14 protein-coding genes are annotated in these 14,703 nt (G+C 73.9%); 5 read left to right on the top strand and 9 right to left on the bottom strand.

Going from position 1 to position 14,703, the window contains the following annotated elements; genetic code table 11:
• Nucleotides 1–198 precede the first annotated feature (198 nt).
• Nucleotides 199–1,032 (top strand): hypothetical protein, encoded by an 834-nt coding sequence (locus OG286_RS34875; protein ID WP_396323701.1) that lies wholly within the window; start codon nucleotides 199–201, stop codon nucleotides 1,030–1,032.
• Nucleotides 1,033–1,257: 225 nt separating this feature from the next.
• On the opposite strand, the gene OG286_RS34880 is transcribed toward OG286_RS34875, so the two are convergent.
• From OG286_RS34880 to OG286_RS34900, 5 genes are all read right to left on the bottom strand, one after another.
• A complete protein-coding gene (locus OG286_RS34880; RefSeq protein WP_396323723.1) occupies nucleotides 1,258–3,750 on the bottom strand; it encodes a DEAD/DEAH box helicase in 2,493 nt (830 codons plus the stop codon).
• 256 nt (nucleotides 3,751–4,006) lie between these two features.
• The gene (locus OG286_RS34885) at nucleotides 4,007–4,423 is read right to left on the bottom strand and encodes a hypothetical protein (RefSeq protein WP_396323700.1); all 417 of its coding nucleotides are present in this window, start codon (nucleotides 4,421–4,423) and stop codon (nucleotides 4,007–4,009) included.
• A 250-nt stretch (nucleotides 4,424–4,673) separates the two neighbouring features.
• A complete protein-coding gene (locus tag OG286_RS34890) occupies nucleotides 4,674–4,994 on the bottom strand; it encodes a hypothetical protein (RefSeq protein WP_405358792.1) in 321 nt (106 codons plus the stop codon).
• A gap of 52 nt (nucleotides 4,995–5,046) precedes the next feature.
• Nucleotides 5,047–5,424, bottom strand: coding sequence for a hypothetical protein (locus OG286_RS34895; protein ID WP_405358791.1), 378 nt, complete (start codon nucleotides 5,422–5,424; stop codon nucleotides 5,047–5,049).
• Nucleotides 5,425–5,522: 98 nt separating this feature from the next.
• Nucleotides 5,523–5,972, bottom strand: a complete 450-nt coding sequence (locus OG286_RS34900; RefSeq protein ID WP_396323697.1) for a WXG100 family type VII secretion target — start codon at nucleotides 5,970–5,972, stop codon at nucleotides 5,523–5,525.
• Between the two features lie 226 nt (nucleotides 5,973–6,198).
• Between OG286_RS34900 and OG286_RS34905 the strand changes: the two genes are divergently transcribed.
• Complete coding sequence (locus OG286_RS34905) at nucleotides 6,199–7,413, top strand: 8-amino-7-oxononanoate synthase (protein WP_396323696.1); 1,215 nt, start codon at nucleotides 6,199–6,201, stop codon at nucleotides 7,411–7,413.
• A 31-nt stretch (nucleotides 7,414–7,444) separates the two neighbouring features.
• Here OG286_RS34905 and OG286_RS34910 read toward each other — a convergent pair whose 3' ends face one another.
• From OG286_RS34910 to ligD, 3 genes are all read right to left on the bottom strand, one after another.
• Nucleotides 7,445–8,320, bottom strand: coding sequence for an aminoglycoside phosphotransferase family protein (locus OG286_RS34910; RefSeq protein WP_405358790.1), 876 nt, complete (start codon nucleotides 8,318–8,320; stop codon nucleotides 7,445–7,447).
• Nucleotides 8,317–8,967, bottom strand: coding sequence for a GNAT family N-acetyltransferase (locus tag OG286_RS34915; protein ID WP_396323694.1), 651 nt, complete (start codon nucleotides 8,965–8,967; stop codon nucleotides 8,317–8,319). Before OG286_RS34915 ends, OG286_RS34910 begins: the two co-directional genes overlap by 4 nt.
• A gap of 70 nt (nucleotides 8,968–9,037) precedes the next feature.
• Complete coding sequence (gene ligD / locus OG286_RS34920) at nucleotides 9,038–10,045, bottom strand: non-homologous end-joining DNA ligase (protein WP_405358789.1); 1,008 nt, start codon at nucleotides 10,043–10,045, stop codon at nucleotides 9,038–9,040.
• A 66-nt stretch (nucleotides 10,046–10,111) separates the two neighbouring features.
• Between ligD and OG286_RS34925 the strand changes: the two genes are divergently transcribed.
• Complete coding sequence (locus tag OG286_RS34925; RefSeq protein ID WP_396323692.1) at nucleotides 10,112–11,173, top strand: ATP-dependent DNA ligase; 1,062 nt, start codon at nucleotides 10,112–10,114, stop codon at nucleotides 11,171–11,173.
• Between the two features lie 100 nt (nucleotides 11,174–11,273).
• On the opposite strand, the gene OG286_RS34930 is transcribed toward OG286_RS34925, so the two are convergent.
• The gene (locus OG286_RS34930) at nucleotides 11,274–12,650 is read right to left on the bottom strand and encodes a serine hydrolase domain-containing protein (protein ID WP_405358788.1); all 1,377 of its coding nucleotides are present in this window, start codon (nucleotides 12,648–12,650) and stop codon (nucleotides 11,274–11,276) included.
• A gap of 295 nt (nucleotides 12,651–12,945) precedes the next feature.
• On the opposite strand from OG286_RS34930, the gene OG286_RS34935 reads away from it, so the two are divergent.
• Both OG286_RS34935 and OG286_RS34940 read left to right on the top strand, forming a co-directional pair.
• Nucleotides 12,946–13,821, top strand: coding sequence for an ATP-binding cassette domain-containing protein (locus OG286_RS34935; protein WP_396323690.1), 876 nt, complete (start codon nucleotides 12,946–12,948; stop codon nucleotides 13,819–13,821).
• The gene (locus tag OG286_RS34940; RefSeq protein WP_396323689.1) at nucleotides 13,818–14,474 is read left to right on the top strand and encodes a hypothetical protein; all 657 of its coding nucleotides are present in this window, start codon (nucleotides 13,818–13,820) and stop codon (nucleotides 14,472–14,474) included. Before OG286_RS34935 ends, OG286_RS34940 begins: the two co-directional genes overlap by 4 nt.
• Nucleotides 14,475–14,703 lie beyond the last annotated feature (229 nt).

Raw genomic sequence — 14,703 nt, forward strand, 5'->3', positions numbered from 1 at the left:
TGGTGGCCGACGGGCGACGCCAGAGGAAACCCACCAGAAGATCTCCGGGAGGATGTGCGAGTTGTCACAGTGCCGAAGCTCACGGTAGTGGCCCACGTCACGTCCCCGCCCACGGCGGTTGCGGGCCGGTCGTGCGGTGATCGTCGACGGCCCTCCCCCGTGACCTGCACCACCCGCGCACTGCTTAGAATCTGCGCCATGACCACGCAGGGGGAGCGCACCCCGTCACCGGGAGACCACGGGACCGACCAGCCGAGCGGCGCGTACCGGAGGCCGGCCGGCAGAATCGGCGCCCGCCGCGCCGTCGGCTGGGTCGTGGTGGCCGGTGTGGTGGCGGCCGGCGGCTGGATCATCACCCGCCCGACGCCCGGCGACTTCATACCCGGCCTCGGCCCCTCCAGCAAGGACGCGACCAAGTCACCGCCCGTGGTCGGCAGCCCGCCGCCGCGCAGCGGTGCCGACCCCGAGGGCCTCAACGTCGACACGCTCTTCCCCGCCCAGCGGCTCGTCGAGGTCGGCGGCTACAAGGGCAGGCGCTCCGGCGTCCGCCAGGGCGAGAACTGCACCGAGGCCCTCCAGGACCGTACCCAGGACCTGTTCCGCGAGAGCGGCTGCCAGGGCTATCTGACGGTCAGTTTCGCCGGCCAGGACAAGCCGGTGCTCAGCAGCGTCACCCTGCTGCGGTTCGCCGACCAGGCCGCCGCCGCCCGGGCCGCGGAGGCGCTGCGCGCCAAGCCGGGCGCGGTCGCCTTCATCCTCGAGAACGCCTCCACCGCTCCCGCCCTGCCCGCCGGGGCCGCCAAGCCCGGCACGGAGCCGCGCGTCGAGGTGGTGGGCCGGCACGTGACCGTCACCAGCTCGCGGCCGGTCGAGGCCCACGGCGGGTCGCCGTCGGCGTCCCCGGGCGCCCCCACCGTCGCGACCCCCCTCGCCGTCCCGCCCACCGCGGCGTCGGCCGGCCCGGAGCAGGTGCTGGACGAGGCCACCCGGGCCCTCTCGTACTCGGCGGGCGCGCCCTTCATCTGGATGTGAGCCCGCGCGCCGGCCCGGAGACGTCCGGCCCGGAGACGCGCGGTCCGACGTCGCACCGCGCCCGGAGCCACCCCGCCGGAAGGCACCCCACCCGGAGCCGTCCCGCCGGAAGGCGACCCGCCAGAAGCCACCCCGCCGCAAGCCGCCCGGCCCGGACGTGAGAAAGCCGGGGGCCCACCGCACGGTGGGCCCCCGGCTTTCTCACGTTCGCCGGCCGACGAGGCCTCAGCCGCCCAGCCGGTCCACGGCGGTGACCCGCAGCACCGCCCGGCCCTCCTCGTCCGAGCCGTACAGGTCGACCTCGGCGCTGATGCCCCAGTCGTGGTCGCCCGCCGGGTCGTCGAAGATCTGCCGGACCTTCCAGGAGGAGTCCTCCTCCTCGATCAGCAGCATCTTCGGGCCGCGCGCGTCCGGGCCGGTACCGAGGTCGTCGTACTCCTCCCAGTACCCGTCCAGCGCGTCCGCCCAGCGGTCCGCGTCCCAGCCGTACTCGCCGTCCAGCGAGCCCAGCTCGTCGTAGTGCTCCAGCGCCGCCAGCTCGACCCGGCGGAACATCTCGTTGCGCACCAGCACCCGGAACGCCCGCGCGTTGGCCGTCACCGGCGCCGGCTTGTCGTCCAGGGTGACCTCGGCGGCCTGCGGCTCCGTCGGGTTGGCCAGCTGCTCCCACTCGTCCAGCAGGCTGGAGTCGACCTGGCGGACCAGCTCGCCGAGCCAGGCGATGACGTCCTTGAGGTCGTCGGTCTTGACGTCCTCGGGGACGGTCTGCTCCAGCGCCTTGTACGCGCCCGCCAGGTAGCGCAGCACGATGCCCTCGGTGCGGGCCAGTTCGTAGTGGCCGACGTAGTCCGAGAAGGTCATCGCCCGCTCGTACAGGTCGCGGACGACGGACTTCGGCCGCAGCTCGTGGTCGCCGATCCACGGGTGCGCCCGGCGGTACACCTCGTAGGCGTGGGTGAGCAGCTCCTCCAGCGGCTTCGGGTAGGTGATCTCCTGGAGCCGCTCCATCCGCTCCTCGTACTCGATGCCGTCGCGCTTCATCTCGCCGATGGCCTCGCCGCGTGCCTTGTTCTGCTGCGAGGCGAGGATCTGGCGCGGGTCGTCGAGGGTCGCCTCGACCACGGAGACGACGTCCATCGCGTAGGAGGGCGAGGTCGGGTCGAGCAGCTCGAAGGAGGCCAGTGCGAAGGTGGAGAGCGGCTGGTTGAGCGCGAAGTTCTCCTGGAGGTCCAGGGTGAGGCGGACGATCCGGCCCTCGGCGTCCGGCTCCGGCAGCCGCTCCACCACGCCGCCCTCCAGCAGCGAGCGGTAGATGGCGATGGTGGTGCGGATGTGCCGGCGCTGGGCGGCACGCTCCTCGTGGTTGTCGGTGAGCAGCTTGCGCATCGCCTCGAAGGCGTTGCCGGGCCGGCCGATGACCGACAGCAGCATCGCGTGGCTCACCTTGAAGCGCGAGACCAGGGGCTCGGGGTCGGCGGCGATCAGCCGCTCGAAGGTCTCCTCGGACCAGCCGACGAAGCCCTCCGGCGCCTTCTTCCGGACGATCTTGCGCTTCTTCTTCGGGTCGTCGCCCGCCTTGGCGACGGCCTTGTCGTTCTCGATGACGTGCTCCGGCGCCTGCGCGACGACCTGCCCCACGGTGTCGAACCCGGCCCGGCCGGCGCGGCCCGCGATCTGGTGGAACTCCCGGGCCCGCAGGACGCGCACCCGCACGCCGTCGTACTTGGACAGCGCGGTGAACAGCACCGTGCGGATCGGCACGTTGACGCCCACGCCGAGCGTGTCCGTCCCGCAGATCACCTTCAACAGGCCCGCCTGGGCCAGACGTTCGACCAGCCGGCGGTACTTGGGCAGCATGCCGGCGTGGTGCACGCCGATGCCGTGCCGCACGAACCGGGACAGGCTGCGGCCGAACTTGGTGGTGAAGCGGAAGCCGCCGATGAGGTCGGCGATGGCGTCCTTCTCCGCCTTCGAGCACATGTTGATGCTCATCAGCGACTGCGCGCGCTCCACCGCCTCCTTCTGCGTGAAGTGCACGACGTAGACGGGCGCCTGACCCGTCTTCAGCAGCTCCTCCAGCGTGTCGTGCATGGTGGTGCGGCGGTACTCGTAGAACAGCGGCACGGGCCGGGTGGCGGAGCGGACGACGGTGGTCGGCCGGCCGGTGCGCCGGGTGAGGTCCTCCTCGAAGCGGCGGACGTCGCCGAGCGTCGCCGACATCAGCAGGAACTGCACCTGCGGCAGCTCCAGCAGCGGGATCTGCCAGGCCCAGCCGCGGTCCGGCTCCGCGTAGAAGTGGAACTCGTCCATCACCACCTGGCCGATGTCGGCCCGTGCCCCGTCCCGCAGCGCGATCTGCGCCAGCACCTCGGCGGTGCAGCAGATGATGGGAGCGGTCGGGTTCACGCTCGCGTCGCCGGTCATCATGCCGACCTGCTCGGTGCCGAACATCTTGCACAGGTCGAAGAACTTCTCCGACACCAGCGCCTTGATCGGGGCCGTGTAGAACGTCCGCTTGCCCTCCGCCAGCGCCGCGAAGTGCGCGCCCGCCGCCACCAGGCTCTTGCCGGAGCCGGTCGGCGTCGCCAGGATCACGTTGTTCCCCGACACCAGCTCGATGAGCGCCTCCTCCTGCGCCGGGTACAGGGTGATGCCGCGCTCCTCCGCCCAGGCGGCGAACGTCTCGTACAGGGCGTCGGGAGTGGCGGGCTTCGGCATCAGGTCAAGGAGGGTCACCCGGCTATCTTGCCTGCTCGCGTCCGCCCCGGGCAAAGCCCGTCGTCCCCCACCGGCCGGGAACGGCGGGCGGGGCCGCCCACCGGGCGGCCCTCCCCGGTCACCGGCTCGTCGCCGCTGCGCCGCCGGTGCTGCCCGGCTCGTCGCCCCTGCGCCGCCGGCCCGGCCCGGCCCGGTCTGGGGCCGTGGCCGGGCCGTGGCGGAGGTGGTGGGTGCGTGGCCGGTCACCGGGAACGGGTCAGCTCGCCGGCGCCGGCACCGCGGGCGCCCGGTCGGCGAGGTGCACGCCGGTGCACCCCTCCCGGCGGACGATCTCCCCGGCGGTCCGGTGCGCGAGGTCGACGTAGGCCTGCGCCCGCCTGCGGTCCGACAGCCCGGACAGGGTGAGGTCACCGCTGATGTCGATGCGGCGGTAGACGGCGCCGGGCCGGCTCTGCCCCGCGCCGTCGCAGCGGAGCAGGACGGTGGGGAAGAAGCCGAGACGCAGCCAGGCGTCGGTCCCGTCGCCGAAGTCGAGCTTCCCGGCCCCGCCGCCGGAGGCCTTCCCCGCCAGGTCCTCCAGGCTGGACCGGTGCCCGCTCTCGTCCTCCTGCCGGACCTCGACCTGTACGGCGGCCACGCCGCCCTTGGGCTGCCACGCGACCGCGCACGTCACGTCGGGGGTCTTCCCGGACAGGTCGCCGCCGGTGGACCACTCGGTGCCCTTTCCGTCGTCCCCGACCAGGGGGCGGACCTGCTCCCGGGTGAGCAGCCCCCAGCAGGCGCTCTGCGGCAGGTCCGCCGACTGCCAGGGTTTCCACTGTCAGAGCCCGGCGGAGGCCATCACCAGGACGACGGCGGCCGCCGTGCCCGCCTGCCACCGGCGGAACCGTCGGCGGGCCGCGGGAGCGGAGTCCTGCGACGCGTCAGGCATGCTGGATCACCTCGTAGGTGTCGCGGCCACTGCCGTAGCCGTCCTTGATCTTGCCCGCCGCGCTGGGGGCGAGGTCGTTGATGTACTTCGGGTCCATGCCCTCCCTGGCGGCCGCGTCACGTATGGCCTGCTCCACAGAGCCCTGGGCGCCGGTGACGGCCTTGTTGTACGCCTCCAGGGCCTCGTTGGTCGCCTGGTTGTGGGAGTCCACGTGGTAGCTGTCCGCGACGCCGTCCATGATCTGGTTGACGACCTCGTTGACCATGGGGCCCGCGACGGGTGCGCGTTCCTCCAGGGCCTTGCCGCCGGTCATCTCCCAGATCGTCCCCGCCCACTCCGGCTTCGTGGCACGGACGACATCGGGTTCAACCCGTGGACGTTGCCCTTCTCGTCCGGGACGCCGGTGAACTGGAACTCCTGGAACGGCGAGCCGTGGTCTTGTCGGCCGGGTCGGTGGCCGGCGGCCAGTGCACGCTGCCCTTGGCGTCGACGGTGAGGCCCTTGTCGGTGGCGTGCTGGACGGCGGTCTGGAGGTCCTTCTTGGCGGCCGCGAACTCGTCGTGCGCCTCGCGCAGGGTGCGCGCGATGGCGGAGGCTTCCTCGAAGGCGGCGTGGATCTGGTCACGGGTGCGGGTGAGCGAGGCGAGCGCGGGCTCGGCGCTGGGGCCGTGCCAGTTGGACTGCTGGACGGGGCCGATGACCTCGTTCTGCATCTTGGTCGAGAGGTCCCACTTGCGGACCATGGCCCTCGAAGTCGCCGGCCGCCGCGTTGAGCGAGGCGAGGTCGAGGTGCTGGAGCTGGCTGAACGTCACCATGGTGGTCTGGTCTTCCCCCGGGTCCTCAGTCGTGCTTCTGCGCGAACTGGCTCTGGATCGAGGCCTCGGTCGCCTCGTAGTTCTGCGCGGTGGTGTGCAGGTTCTGGCTGATCGTGCCGATGGCCTGCTCCAGGGTGTGGGTCTGGCCCTGCCAGACGCTCCACGCGTTGTTCAGCCCGGCACAGAGGCCGAATCCCATCAGCGAGGTGACCGCACTGTTGACGTGTTCCCAGGGCCGGCCGCATTCGGTGCGGACGGAGCCCTGGAGGGCGGCGGCGTTGTTCCCGGCCTGCCGGATCATGCCGGGGTTGGTCGTGACGGTCTGGCCGCCGCCGCTCGCCGGTACGGTGACCGGGGCCGTGGTGCCGGCGGCCGCCGCGGCCAGGTCCGGGAACTGCTTCTTCGCGTCCGCGGTCAGGTTTCCCGAGCTGTCGAACAGCCAGGGATTCATGCGGTCGAATTCCAGGTCTGCCATCTGTAGTAATCCCCCCGTGTCAGATCGCCGGGGGAGCGTAACCGATCGAACAGATGGCTGAAAATCCTTGGCAAAGACTTGAGGTTCTTGGCGAAAAGCCGGCAAGGGAAGTGAATCGGAAGCAATTCCAGGATGAATTCCAGGTTAATCAGCCGTGAATGGCGTGGCGACCGTGTGCCGCGTCGCACATTGCCCGCCCCGCGCCCGGCGTGCCAGAGTGCCGACCATGGCCCATCGCACAGTGCCCGAACCGCCCGTCCTCGCTGCCCCGGACGGCGCCCCCGCGCCGGGCGCCGTCTTCGACTGGCTCGACGAGACGGCCGAGCTGCGCTCCCGCGCCGGCCTCACCCGGACGCTGCGCAGCCGCCCCGCGGAGGACCCGGTCCTCGACCTCGCCGGCAACGACTACCTCGGCCTCACCCGCCACCCGGCCGTCACCCGGGCCGCCGCCGACGCCGCCCTGCGCTGGGGCGGCGGCGCCACCGGCTCCCGGCTGGTCACCGGCACCACCGCCCTGCACACCGAACTCGAAGGCGAGCTGGCCGAGTTCTGCGGCGTGGAGGCGGCCCTGGTGTTCTCCTCCGGATACACCGCCAACCTGGCCGCGCTGACCGCGCTCACCGACCCGGACACCCTGATCGTCTCCGACGCCTACAACCACGCCTCGCTGATCGACGGCTGCCGGCTCGCCCGCGGCGACGTCCACCGCGCCCCCCACAGCGACCCGGACGCCGTCCGCTCCGCGCTCGCCGAACGCACCCACCGCCGGGCACTGGTGGTCACCGACTCCGTCTTCTCGGTCGACGGCAACGCCGCGCCGCTGCCCGAACTCTCCCTCGCTGCCCGCGCGTTCGGCGCCGCCCTGCTGGTGGACGACGCACACGGGCTCGGCGTCCTCGGCCCCGGAGGCAGCGGCGCCCTGGCCGCCGCCGGCCTCGCCGGCGAGCCCGACACCGTCGCCACCGTCACCCTCTCCAAGTCGCTCGGCTCGCAGGGCGGCGCCGTCCTCGGCCCGCGCCGCGTGATCCGCCACCTCACCGAGACCGCCCGCACCTTCATCTTCGACACCGGCCTCGCCCCCGCCGCCGCCGGCGCCGCCCTCGGCGCGCTGCGCCTGCTGCGCGCCGAGCCGCACCGCGCCGAGCGGTCCCGCGAGGTCGCCCGCACCCTCGCCGACCGGCTCGCCGCGGCCGGCCTGCACGCCTCCACCCCGGACGCGGCCGTCGTCTCGGTGCGCGCGCCCGGCCCGGAGGCCGCCGTCGCCTGGGCTGCCGACTGCCGCCGGGCCGGCCTCGCCGTCGGCTGCTTCCGCCCGCCCTCCGTCCCGGACGGCATCTCCCGCCTCCGGCTCACCGCCCGCGGCGACCTGACGGACGCTCAGATCTGCGACGCGGTAAGGATCATCGCCTCCCTCGCCCCGGAGGGCGCCCGCACCGCCTGACCATAACCCGCGCCCGCCGGCCCGGCGGGCCTCAGATCCCGGCCAGCTCCGCCAGGAACGCCGTCTCCGCGTCCCGACGCCCGGCCGCCACCCGCGGGGCGGCGACGATCACCGCGGTCGCCCGGCACCAGGCGAGCACCCGCTCCGGATCCGAGCCCGGGACGAGCGCCGCCAGCCCGGAGATCCGCCGCCTGAGCGCGGGCAGGTCGGTGACACCGTCGACCGCCCAGTCCACCAGGTCGAAGTCGGGATCCCCGAGGGACGGCCGGGGGTCGATCGCCACCGGCCCGGCCGGGCCGGCCAGCACATTGCCCGGGTGCAGGTCCCCGTGGACCAGCGCCACCGGGCCGCCCGCGGCCAGCTCCCGCGCGAACGCCCGCGCGGCCGGCGGCACCGCGCCGGGCGCCCGCCGCTCGGTGAGGCCGAAGAGGAACTCCACCCGGTCCGCCAGCGGGCCGAGCGCGAGCCCGTCCACCGGCGCCGACCGCAGCGCGCCGAGCAGCGGCGCCACCTCGGCCGGCCGCCAACCCTCCTGCCGCAGCGGCCCGCCCGGGCGCACGTCCGCCAACAGCAGGGCATGCGCCGCCGGCTCGTAGTCCAGCAGCCCCACCACCGACGCCAGCCCGCCCCAGGCCCGCAGCGCCACCGCCTCCTGCCGGGCCACCTCGGGGTCGGGCGTCAGCTTCAGCCAGACGGTCCCGCCGCCCGCTCCGTCACCGCCGGCCCGCGAGCAGCGGAACACCCGGGACGTCCCGCCCCCGCCCGCCGACAGCACGGTCAGCCCCCACCGCCCGGCCAGCTCCGTCACCAGCGACGGCAGCCCAGCGCACCACTCCTGCGCGGCCGGCCCGAACCGCACCGCCAGCCGGGCCCGCACCTCCGCGGGCACCGCCGCCAGGTCACTCACGGCCGCCCCACCACCAGCAGCGTCTCCGCGCCGACAGGCCGGTACCCGGCCGCCTGGAACGCCCGCACACTCGTCGCGTTGCCCGGCGCCTGCTGCGCCCAGATCCAGCCGCCCTCCGGCAGCAGGTGCCGGGCGCTGAGCGCCAGCGCCCGCCCCAGGCCGCGCCCGCGCGCCCGCGGATCCACCTCGACCGCGCACTCCCACCGCCCGGCAACCCCGCGGCCCAGGACCAGCACCCCGCCGTCCACGGTGAACACCCGCACGTCCTCCCGGTAGCGCAGCGCCCGGACCACCCGGGGGTGCTCCCGGTCCGCGACCTCCTCCAGCGCCAGCGGCGGCTCACCGGACAGCCGGCCGGCCACCGTCAGCAGGTCGATGTTGTTGACCACCCGCCCCGTCCGCTCGGCGAACGCGGTCAGGAACGGCGGGCACAGCGGCGCGGCCAGCGGGTCGCTCGGCACGGCGGCCAGCACGGCGTGCACCCAGGCCGGGTCCTCGTCGGTGAACACCACCGCGTGTGCCGCGAACGACAAGACCCCGGCCTCCCGCGGCGACGGCTGCGGCACCACCGTCACCGTCCCGTCCGACGGCGGGAACACCCCGCCCGCCGCGTCCGCCAGGATCTCCCGCACCCCGCGCTCGCCCACCCCGAAACCCCTCCCGTGCCCCGACTGTCTCCCGAGAGCGCCAGCCTACGTGATCACACCCCGCTCGTGATCATGTCTTCTTCGCCCGGCTCGGCTGCACCCTGGTCGGCTCGCCCGCCGCCTTCGGATGGTCCGGCGGGTACGGCAGCTCACCCATGCCCTCGTCCCGCAGCTGCCGCTCGTACAGCTCCAGCAGCCCGTCCAGCCGGTACGCCCGGTCGTCCATCTCCGCCTGCAGGTCCCCGACTTCGGCGAACCGCGGCGGCAGCGTCCGCAGGTCGAAGTCCTCCGGCGCGGCGTCGTCCAGCTCCTCCCAGCGCAGCGGCGCCGACGCCGTCGCCCGCGGTCGCGCGCGCAGCGAGTACGCGGAGGCGATGGTCCGGTCCCGCGCCATCTGGTTGTAGTCCACGAAGATCCGCTCGCCGCGCTCCTCCTTCCACCAGGCCGTGGTCACCCGGCCCGGCAGCCGCTGCTCCAGCACCCGGCCCAGCGCGATCACCGCATGCCGCCCGTCGGTGAACGTCCACTCCGGCTCCAGCGGCACGTACACGTGCAACCCGCGCCCGCCCGAGGTCTTCGGCCAGCCGCGCAGCCCGAACTCCTCCAGCAGCGCCCGCAACTCGTGCGCCGCCCGCACCGCGTCGTGGAAATCGGTCCCCGGCTGCGGGTCGAGATCGATCCGCAGCTCGTCCAGGTGGTCGGTGTCGCCGCGCCGCACCGGCCACGGGTGGAAGGTCAGACAGCCCAGATTGGCCGCCCAGAGCACCGCCGCCGGCTCGCTCGGGCAGATCTCGTCCGCCGACCGCCCGCTCGGGAAGCTGATCCGCGCCGTCGGCAGCCACTCCGGCAGGCCCTTCGGCGCCCGCTTCTGGTAGAAGAACTCGCCCTCCACCCCGTCCGGGAATCGCTGCAGCGTCGTCGGCCGGTCCCGCAACCCGCGCAGCACCCCGTCCGCCACCGCCAGGTAGTACTGCGCGACGTCCAACTTCGTGAACCCGCGCTCCGGGTAGTACACCTTGTCCGGGTTCGACAGCCGGACGCTGCGCCCGGCGACATCCAGTTCCACGGCTGAGCCCATGCCTCTCACGCTAAGCGTGCCCCGCCCGGCGCGCGCCCCGGAACGGTTGGCGCGAGGATCGGAGCCATGGACCTGCCCGTGATGCCGCCGCTGGCACCGATGCTCGCCAAGTCCGTCGCCAAGATCCCGCCCGGGATGCAGTACGAGGCCAAATGGGACGGCTTCCGCACCGTCGTCTTCCGCGACGGCGACGAGGTCGAGCTCGGCAGCCGCACCGGAAAGCCGCTGACCAGGTACTTCCCCGAAGTGGTCGAGGCGCTGAAACGTGCGCTGCCACCACGCTGCGTCCTGGACGGCGAGGTGGTGATCGCCCGCGACGGGCGGCTGCGCTTCGAGGAACTGCTGGAACGGATCCACCCCGCCGCCAGCCGCGTCACCATGCTGGCCGCGCGCACCCCCGCCTCCTTCGTCGCCTTCGACCTGCTCGCCCTCGGCGACGCCTCGCTGCTGGACGAACCGCTCTCCGTGCGCCGCCCCGCCCTGGAGGCGGCCCTCGCCGACGCCGCCGACCCCGTCTTCACCGCCCCCGCCTCCACCGACCGCGACCTGGCCCAGAGCTGGTTCGCCGAGTACGAGGGCGCCGGACTCGACGGCGTGGTGGCCAAACCGCTGGACCAGCCCTACCGGCCGGGGGAGCGGACCATGTTCAAGATCAAGCACGAGCGCACCGCCGACTGCGTGGTCGCCGGCTACCGCGAGCACAAGAGCGGCCCGGTGGTCGGCTCCCTGCTGCTCGGCATCAACGACGCCGAGGGCCGGCTCCAGCACGTCGGCGTCTGCGCCGCCTTCCCGATGGCCCGCCGGCGCGAACTCGCCGAGGAACTGGCCCCGTTGCGGATGGACGACACCTCCGCCCACCCGTGGGGCGGCTGGGCCGACGAGGCCGCACACGCCGACGCCCGGCTGCCCGGCGCGGTCAGCCGCTGGACCGGCGGCAAGGATCTCTCCTGGGTGGCGCTGCGCCCCGAGCGGGTGGTCGAGGTGGCGTACGACCACATGGAGGGGACGCGCTTCCGGCACACCGCACAGTTCCGCCGCTGGCGCCCGGACCGCACCCCGGAGAGCTGCACCTACGCGCAGCTGGAGGAGCCGGTCTCCTACGACCTATCCCGGGTGCTCGGGATCTGACGCACCGTCAAAACCGCTGGCACGAAGCCGGCCCGGCCGCCCGGCCGGTGGCCGGCCCGCCTCACCGCCCCGCAGCGCGCGGGCTCAAGCCGCCGCAGGCTCAGGCCGCCGCAGGCTCCAGCGCAGGCTCAGGCGCCGCGGGCGCGGTCGAGCCGCTCTCCGGAGCCGCCGGGAAGGAGTAGACGTTCCCCGGCGAGACGATCTCGGTGACCGCCTGCGCGAAGAGCGTCGACGGCTCCGAACCCCGGTACGGCACATCGCTGTTCAGCAGCACCACCAGCGTCGCCTGCGCCGACGGCAGGTAGACCGTCACGCTCTGGTAGCCCGGCAGCGAGCCGTTGTGCCCGACCCACCCGTGGTTGACGAACAACCCCAGCCCGTAGCCGAGGCCGGGTGCCCCGGTCGGCAGGGTCATCAGCCGCTCGGCCTGGGTCGCCGGGGTGAGCAGCGTGCCGGTGGCCAGCACCTTCGCCCACTTCTGCAGGTCGGCCAGGTCCGAAATGGCCGCGCCCGCCGCCCACGCCCAGGACGGGTTCCAGTCGGTGGCGTCCTCGACCGCGCCACTGGGCGTCTGGTTGGTGTACCCGCGGGCGTGCGGCTGCGGGAACGACGCGTCGGCCGGGAAGACCGTCCGCCCCAGCCCGGCCGGGTCGAACACCTGCTGCTTCAGGAAGCTGGCCAGCGGCTGCCCGCTGATCTTCTCGATCACCAGGCCGAGCAGCACCGTGTTGGTGTTGGAGTACTCGAACTGGGTGCCCGGCGCGAAGTCCGCGGGGTGCTGGAACGCGTACGCCAGCAGCTGTTGCGGCGTGAAGACCCGGGCCGGGTCGGTGAGGAAGGCCTGCACGAAATCCGGGTCCGCGGTGTACGAGAACAGGCCGCTGCGCATGTCGGCCAGCAGGCGCAGAGTGATCGCGTCGCCCCCGGGCACGTCCGGGACGTATTTGGTGACCGGGTCGTCCAGGCCGGCTCTGCCCTGGTCGACCAGCCGCAGCAGTCCGGTGACCGTGAAGGTCTTGGTCTCGCTGCCGATCCGCATGTTCAGGCCGGTCACCATCGGAGTACCGGCGATCTTGTCGGAGACGCCGAAGGCCTTGAGATAGCTGCCGTCGGGGGTGGTCAGGCCCACCATGACCCCGGGGACGGAGGTCTGGCTCAGCACCCGCTGCACCGCGGCGTCCATCCGGGCGGTGACGTCCGGCGTGAGCCGCACCACGGCGCCGCCCGACGCACTCGCCGAGCCCGATGGACTCGGCGAACCGCCGGCCGAGGACGGGCCACTCGCCGAGGGGCTGAGCGCGGCCGGAACGGCGGTGACCGCCCCGACGGCCGACGGCCCGGACGCCTCCCCGCCCGAGCAGCCGGCGGCGGCCAGCACAGTGGCCAGGGCCAGCGCCGCCGTGGCCGTCCGCGCGGGGGAGCGGCGGCGCACCGCGGGTAACGTCCGTCGTCGGGTCTTCGTCACGGTCGAGCTCATGGTCGAGACGCCTCTCTGCGGCGGACGGCCCCGGAGCAGCGCTCCACGAGGCCGTGGGGGAGCGATCGCCACCGTATGTGCGCCCCGCCCGGCCCGCGCGCCGGGCCGCCGCCCCGCTGACCCGAACGGACGCACCGCCCCCACCCCACCGCCCGCCACCGCATCGCCGGCCCGAACGGACGCAGCCCCGCCACCGCCCCGCCCGGCACCACGACACCCCGCCCCCAGCACGGCGCAGTAGGGTGCGGAGGGTCAACGGACGCCAACGGGAGCCGACTTGTTGCGATGCGAGGCAGTGAGCAAGCGCTACGGTGCGGGGCGGTGGATCCTCCACGACGTCGACCTGCACATCACCGCCGGTGACGTCCTCGCCGTCCTCGGCGGCAACGGCTCCGGCAAGTCCACCCTGCTGAGGCTCCTGGCCGGACTCTCCCGCCCCACCTCCGGCCGCATCACCGGCCGCCCCCGGGAGACCGGCTACGTGCCGGACCGCTTCACCGCCGACGACCGCATCACCGTGCGCTCCTACCTGACCCACATGGGCCGCATCCGCGGCCTGCCCACCGCCGCCGCCCGCGACCGGGCCGACCTGCTGATCGACCGCCTCGCCCTGGTCGGCGGACCACGGTCCCCGCTGCGCACCCTCTCCAAGGGCAACGCCCAGAAGGTCGCCCTCGCCCAGGCCCTGCTCGTCCGGCCCGGCCTCCTCGTCCTCGACGAACCCTGGTCCGGCCTGGACGCCTCCGCCCACGGCGTGCTCGGCGAACTCATCGACGAGGTGGCCGTTGAGGGCGGGGCCGTCGTCTTCACCGACCACCGCGAGGCGATCACCAGGAGTCACGCCACCGGCGCCTACGCGATCAGCGAGGGCCGGGTGACACCCCGCGGCGGCGACCGGCACACCGCGGACGAGACCGCCGTCGCCGAGATCGTCCTCAGCGCCCGCGCCACCGGCACCGGCGCCACCCCGGCCGGACCGGACTGGTCCACCCTCCCCGGCGTGCTGGGCGCCGCCCGCCACGGCGACTCCCTGGTGGTCCGCGTCCAACGGCGGCACTCGGACGCCCTCCTGCTGACCGCACTCCGGCACCACTGGTCCGTCGACGGTCTCGCCCCGGCCGGCGGCCTCACCGACGCCCAGGGCGGCACGTCGAGGAGGGCGGCCCGGTGACCGCACTGGTCCGGTACCTGTTCACCACGATGCTGCTCTCCCAGCGCTACCTCGCGCCGGTGCTGCTCTTCCTCGGCCTCCTCACCGTGCTCACCAGCAGCGACAACGGCCCGCTGACCGCCACCTACGGCTCGGCGGCCGGCATCATGCTGCTCAGCTCCACCTGGCTCACCATCGCCCAGATCGGACTGGAGGACCGGTCCCACCACGCCGTCGTCGTCGTCAACGCCGGAGACTCACGCCGCGTCCTGCTCGGCTCGGTCTGCGCCGCCTGCCTCTGGTGCCTGCCGCTCACCGCCCTCGGCCTCGGCATCCCCCTGTTGACCGGCAGCCACCGGCCGACCGGCGCCGACCTGCTGCTCGGCGCCGAGGCCCAGCTCACCTGCGCCCTCACCGGCATCGCCGTCGGCCTGGTCTGCTCCCGCCTGGTCTTCCGGCGGCCGGGCCCCGCACTGCTGCTCGCCCTGGTGCTGCTGCTGACGCTGATGGCGGCCAAGGGCCTGCCCCCGGTGAACCCGCTGCTCACCCGGCTCACCACCACCCCCCGCGCGGCCGACCTGCTGGCCTTCACCGCCGGCCTGCTCGCCGTCGCCACCGGATGCCTGGCGGCCGCGGCGGCGCTCACCCAGGCGATCAGCGACCGCAGGAGCTGAACCCGGCCGGCCCCGCCCGCCTGGCCCGCCCGCCTGGCACGCCCGCCTGGCCCGCCCGCCTGGCACGCTCCGCCGAAAGGGTGGCCACCGGCACGCCGCACCGGTCGCCCGCCGCTGCTCGGGCACGATCGTTTAGCCCAGCTGTGGCCGCCCTTAAGAATTCCTCGATGGACCGCACCCGCTCCCACCAGGCAGATTGCTCCGTGCCGGGTGCGAGGGAGGCAGGAGC

The sequence above is a fragment of the Kitasatospora sp. NBC_00039 genome, assembly GCF_045160625.1.
In the GTDB taxonomy this organism is placed as follows: Bacteria; Actinomycetota; Actinomycetes; order Streptomycetales; family Streptomycetaceae; genus Kitasatospora.

Bases quoted from the DNA above. Each gene is read 5' to 3' on its own strand.
- OG286_RS34900 (WP_396323697.1), bottom strand. From the start codon at position 5,972: ATGGCAGACCTGGAATTCGACCGCATGAATCCCTGGCTGTTCGACAGC.
- OG286_RS34930 (WP_405358788.1), bottom strand. From the start codon at position 12,650: ATGAGCTCGACCGTGACGAAGACCCGACGACGGACGTTACCCGCGGTG.
- OG286_RS34905 (WP_396323696.1), top strand. From the start codon at position 6,199: ATGGCCCATCGCACAGTGCCCGAACCGCCCGTCCTCGCTGCCCCGGAC.
- OG286_RS34925 (WP_396323692.1), top strand. From the start codon at position 10,112: ATGGACCTGCCCGTGATGCCGCCGCTGGCACCGATGCTCGCCAAGTCC.
- OG286_RS34890 (WP_405358792.1), bottom strand. From the start codon at position 4,994: ATGACCGGCGGCAAGGCCCTGGAGGAACGCGCACCCGTCGCGGGCCCC.
- OG286_RS34875 (WP_396323701.1), top strand. From the start codon at position 199: ATGACCACGCAGGGGGAGCGCACCCCGTCACCGGGAGACCACGGGACC.
- ligD (WP_405358789.1), bottom strand. From the start codon at position 10,045: ATGGGCTCAGCCGTGGAACTGGATGTCGCCGGGCGCAGCGTCCGGCTG.
- OG286_RS34880 (WP_396323723.1), bottom strand. From the start codon at position 3,750: ATGCCGAAGCCCGCCACTCCCGACGCCCTGTACGAGACGTTCGCCGCC.
- OG286_RS34895 (WP_405358791.1), bottom strand. From the start codon at position 5,424: ATGGTCCGCAAGTGGGACCTCTCGACCAAGATGCAGAACGAGGTCATC.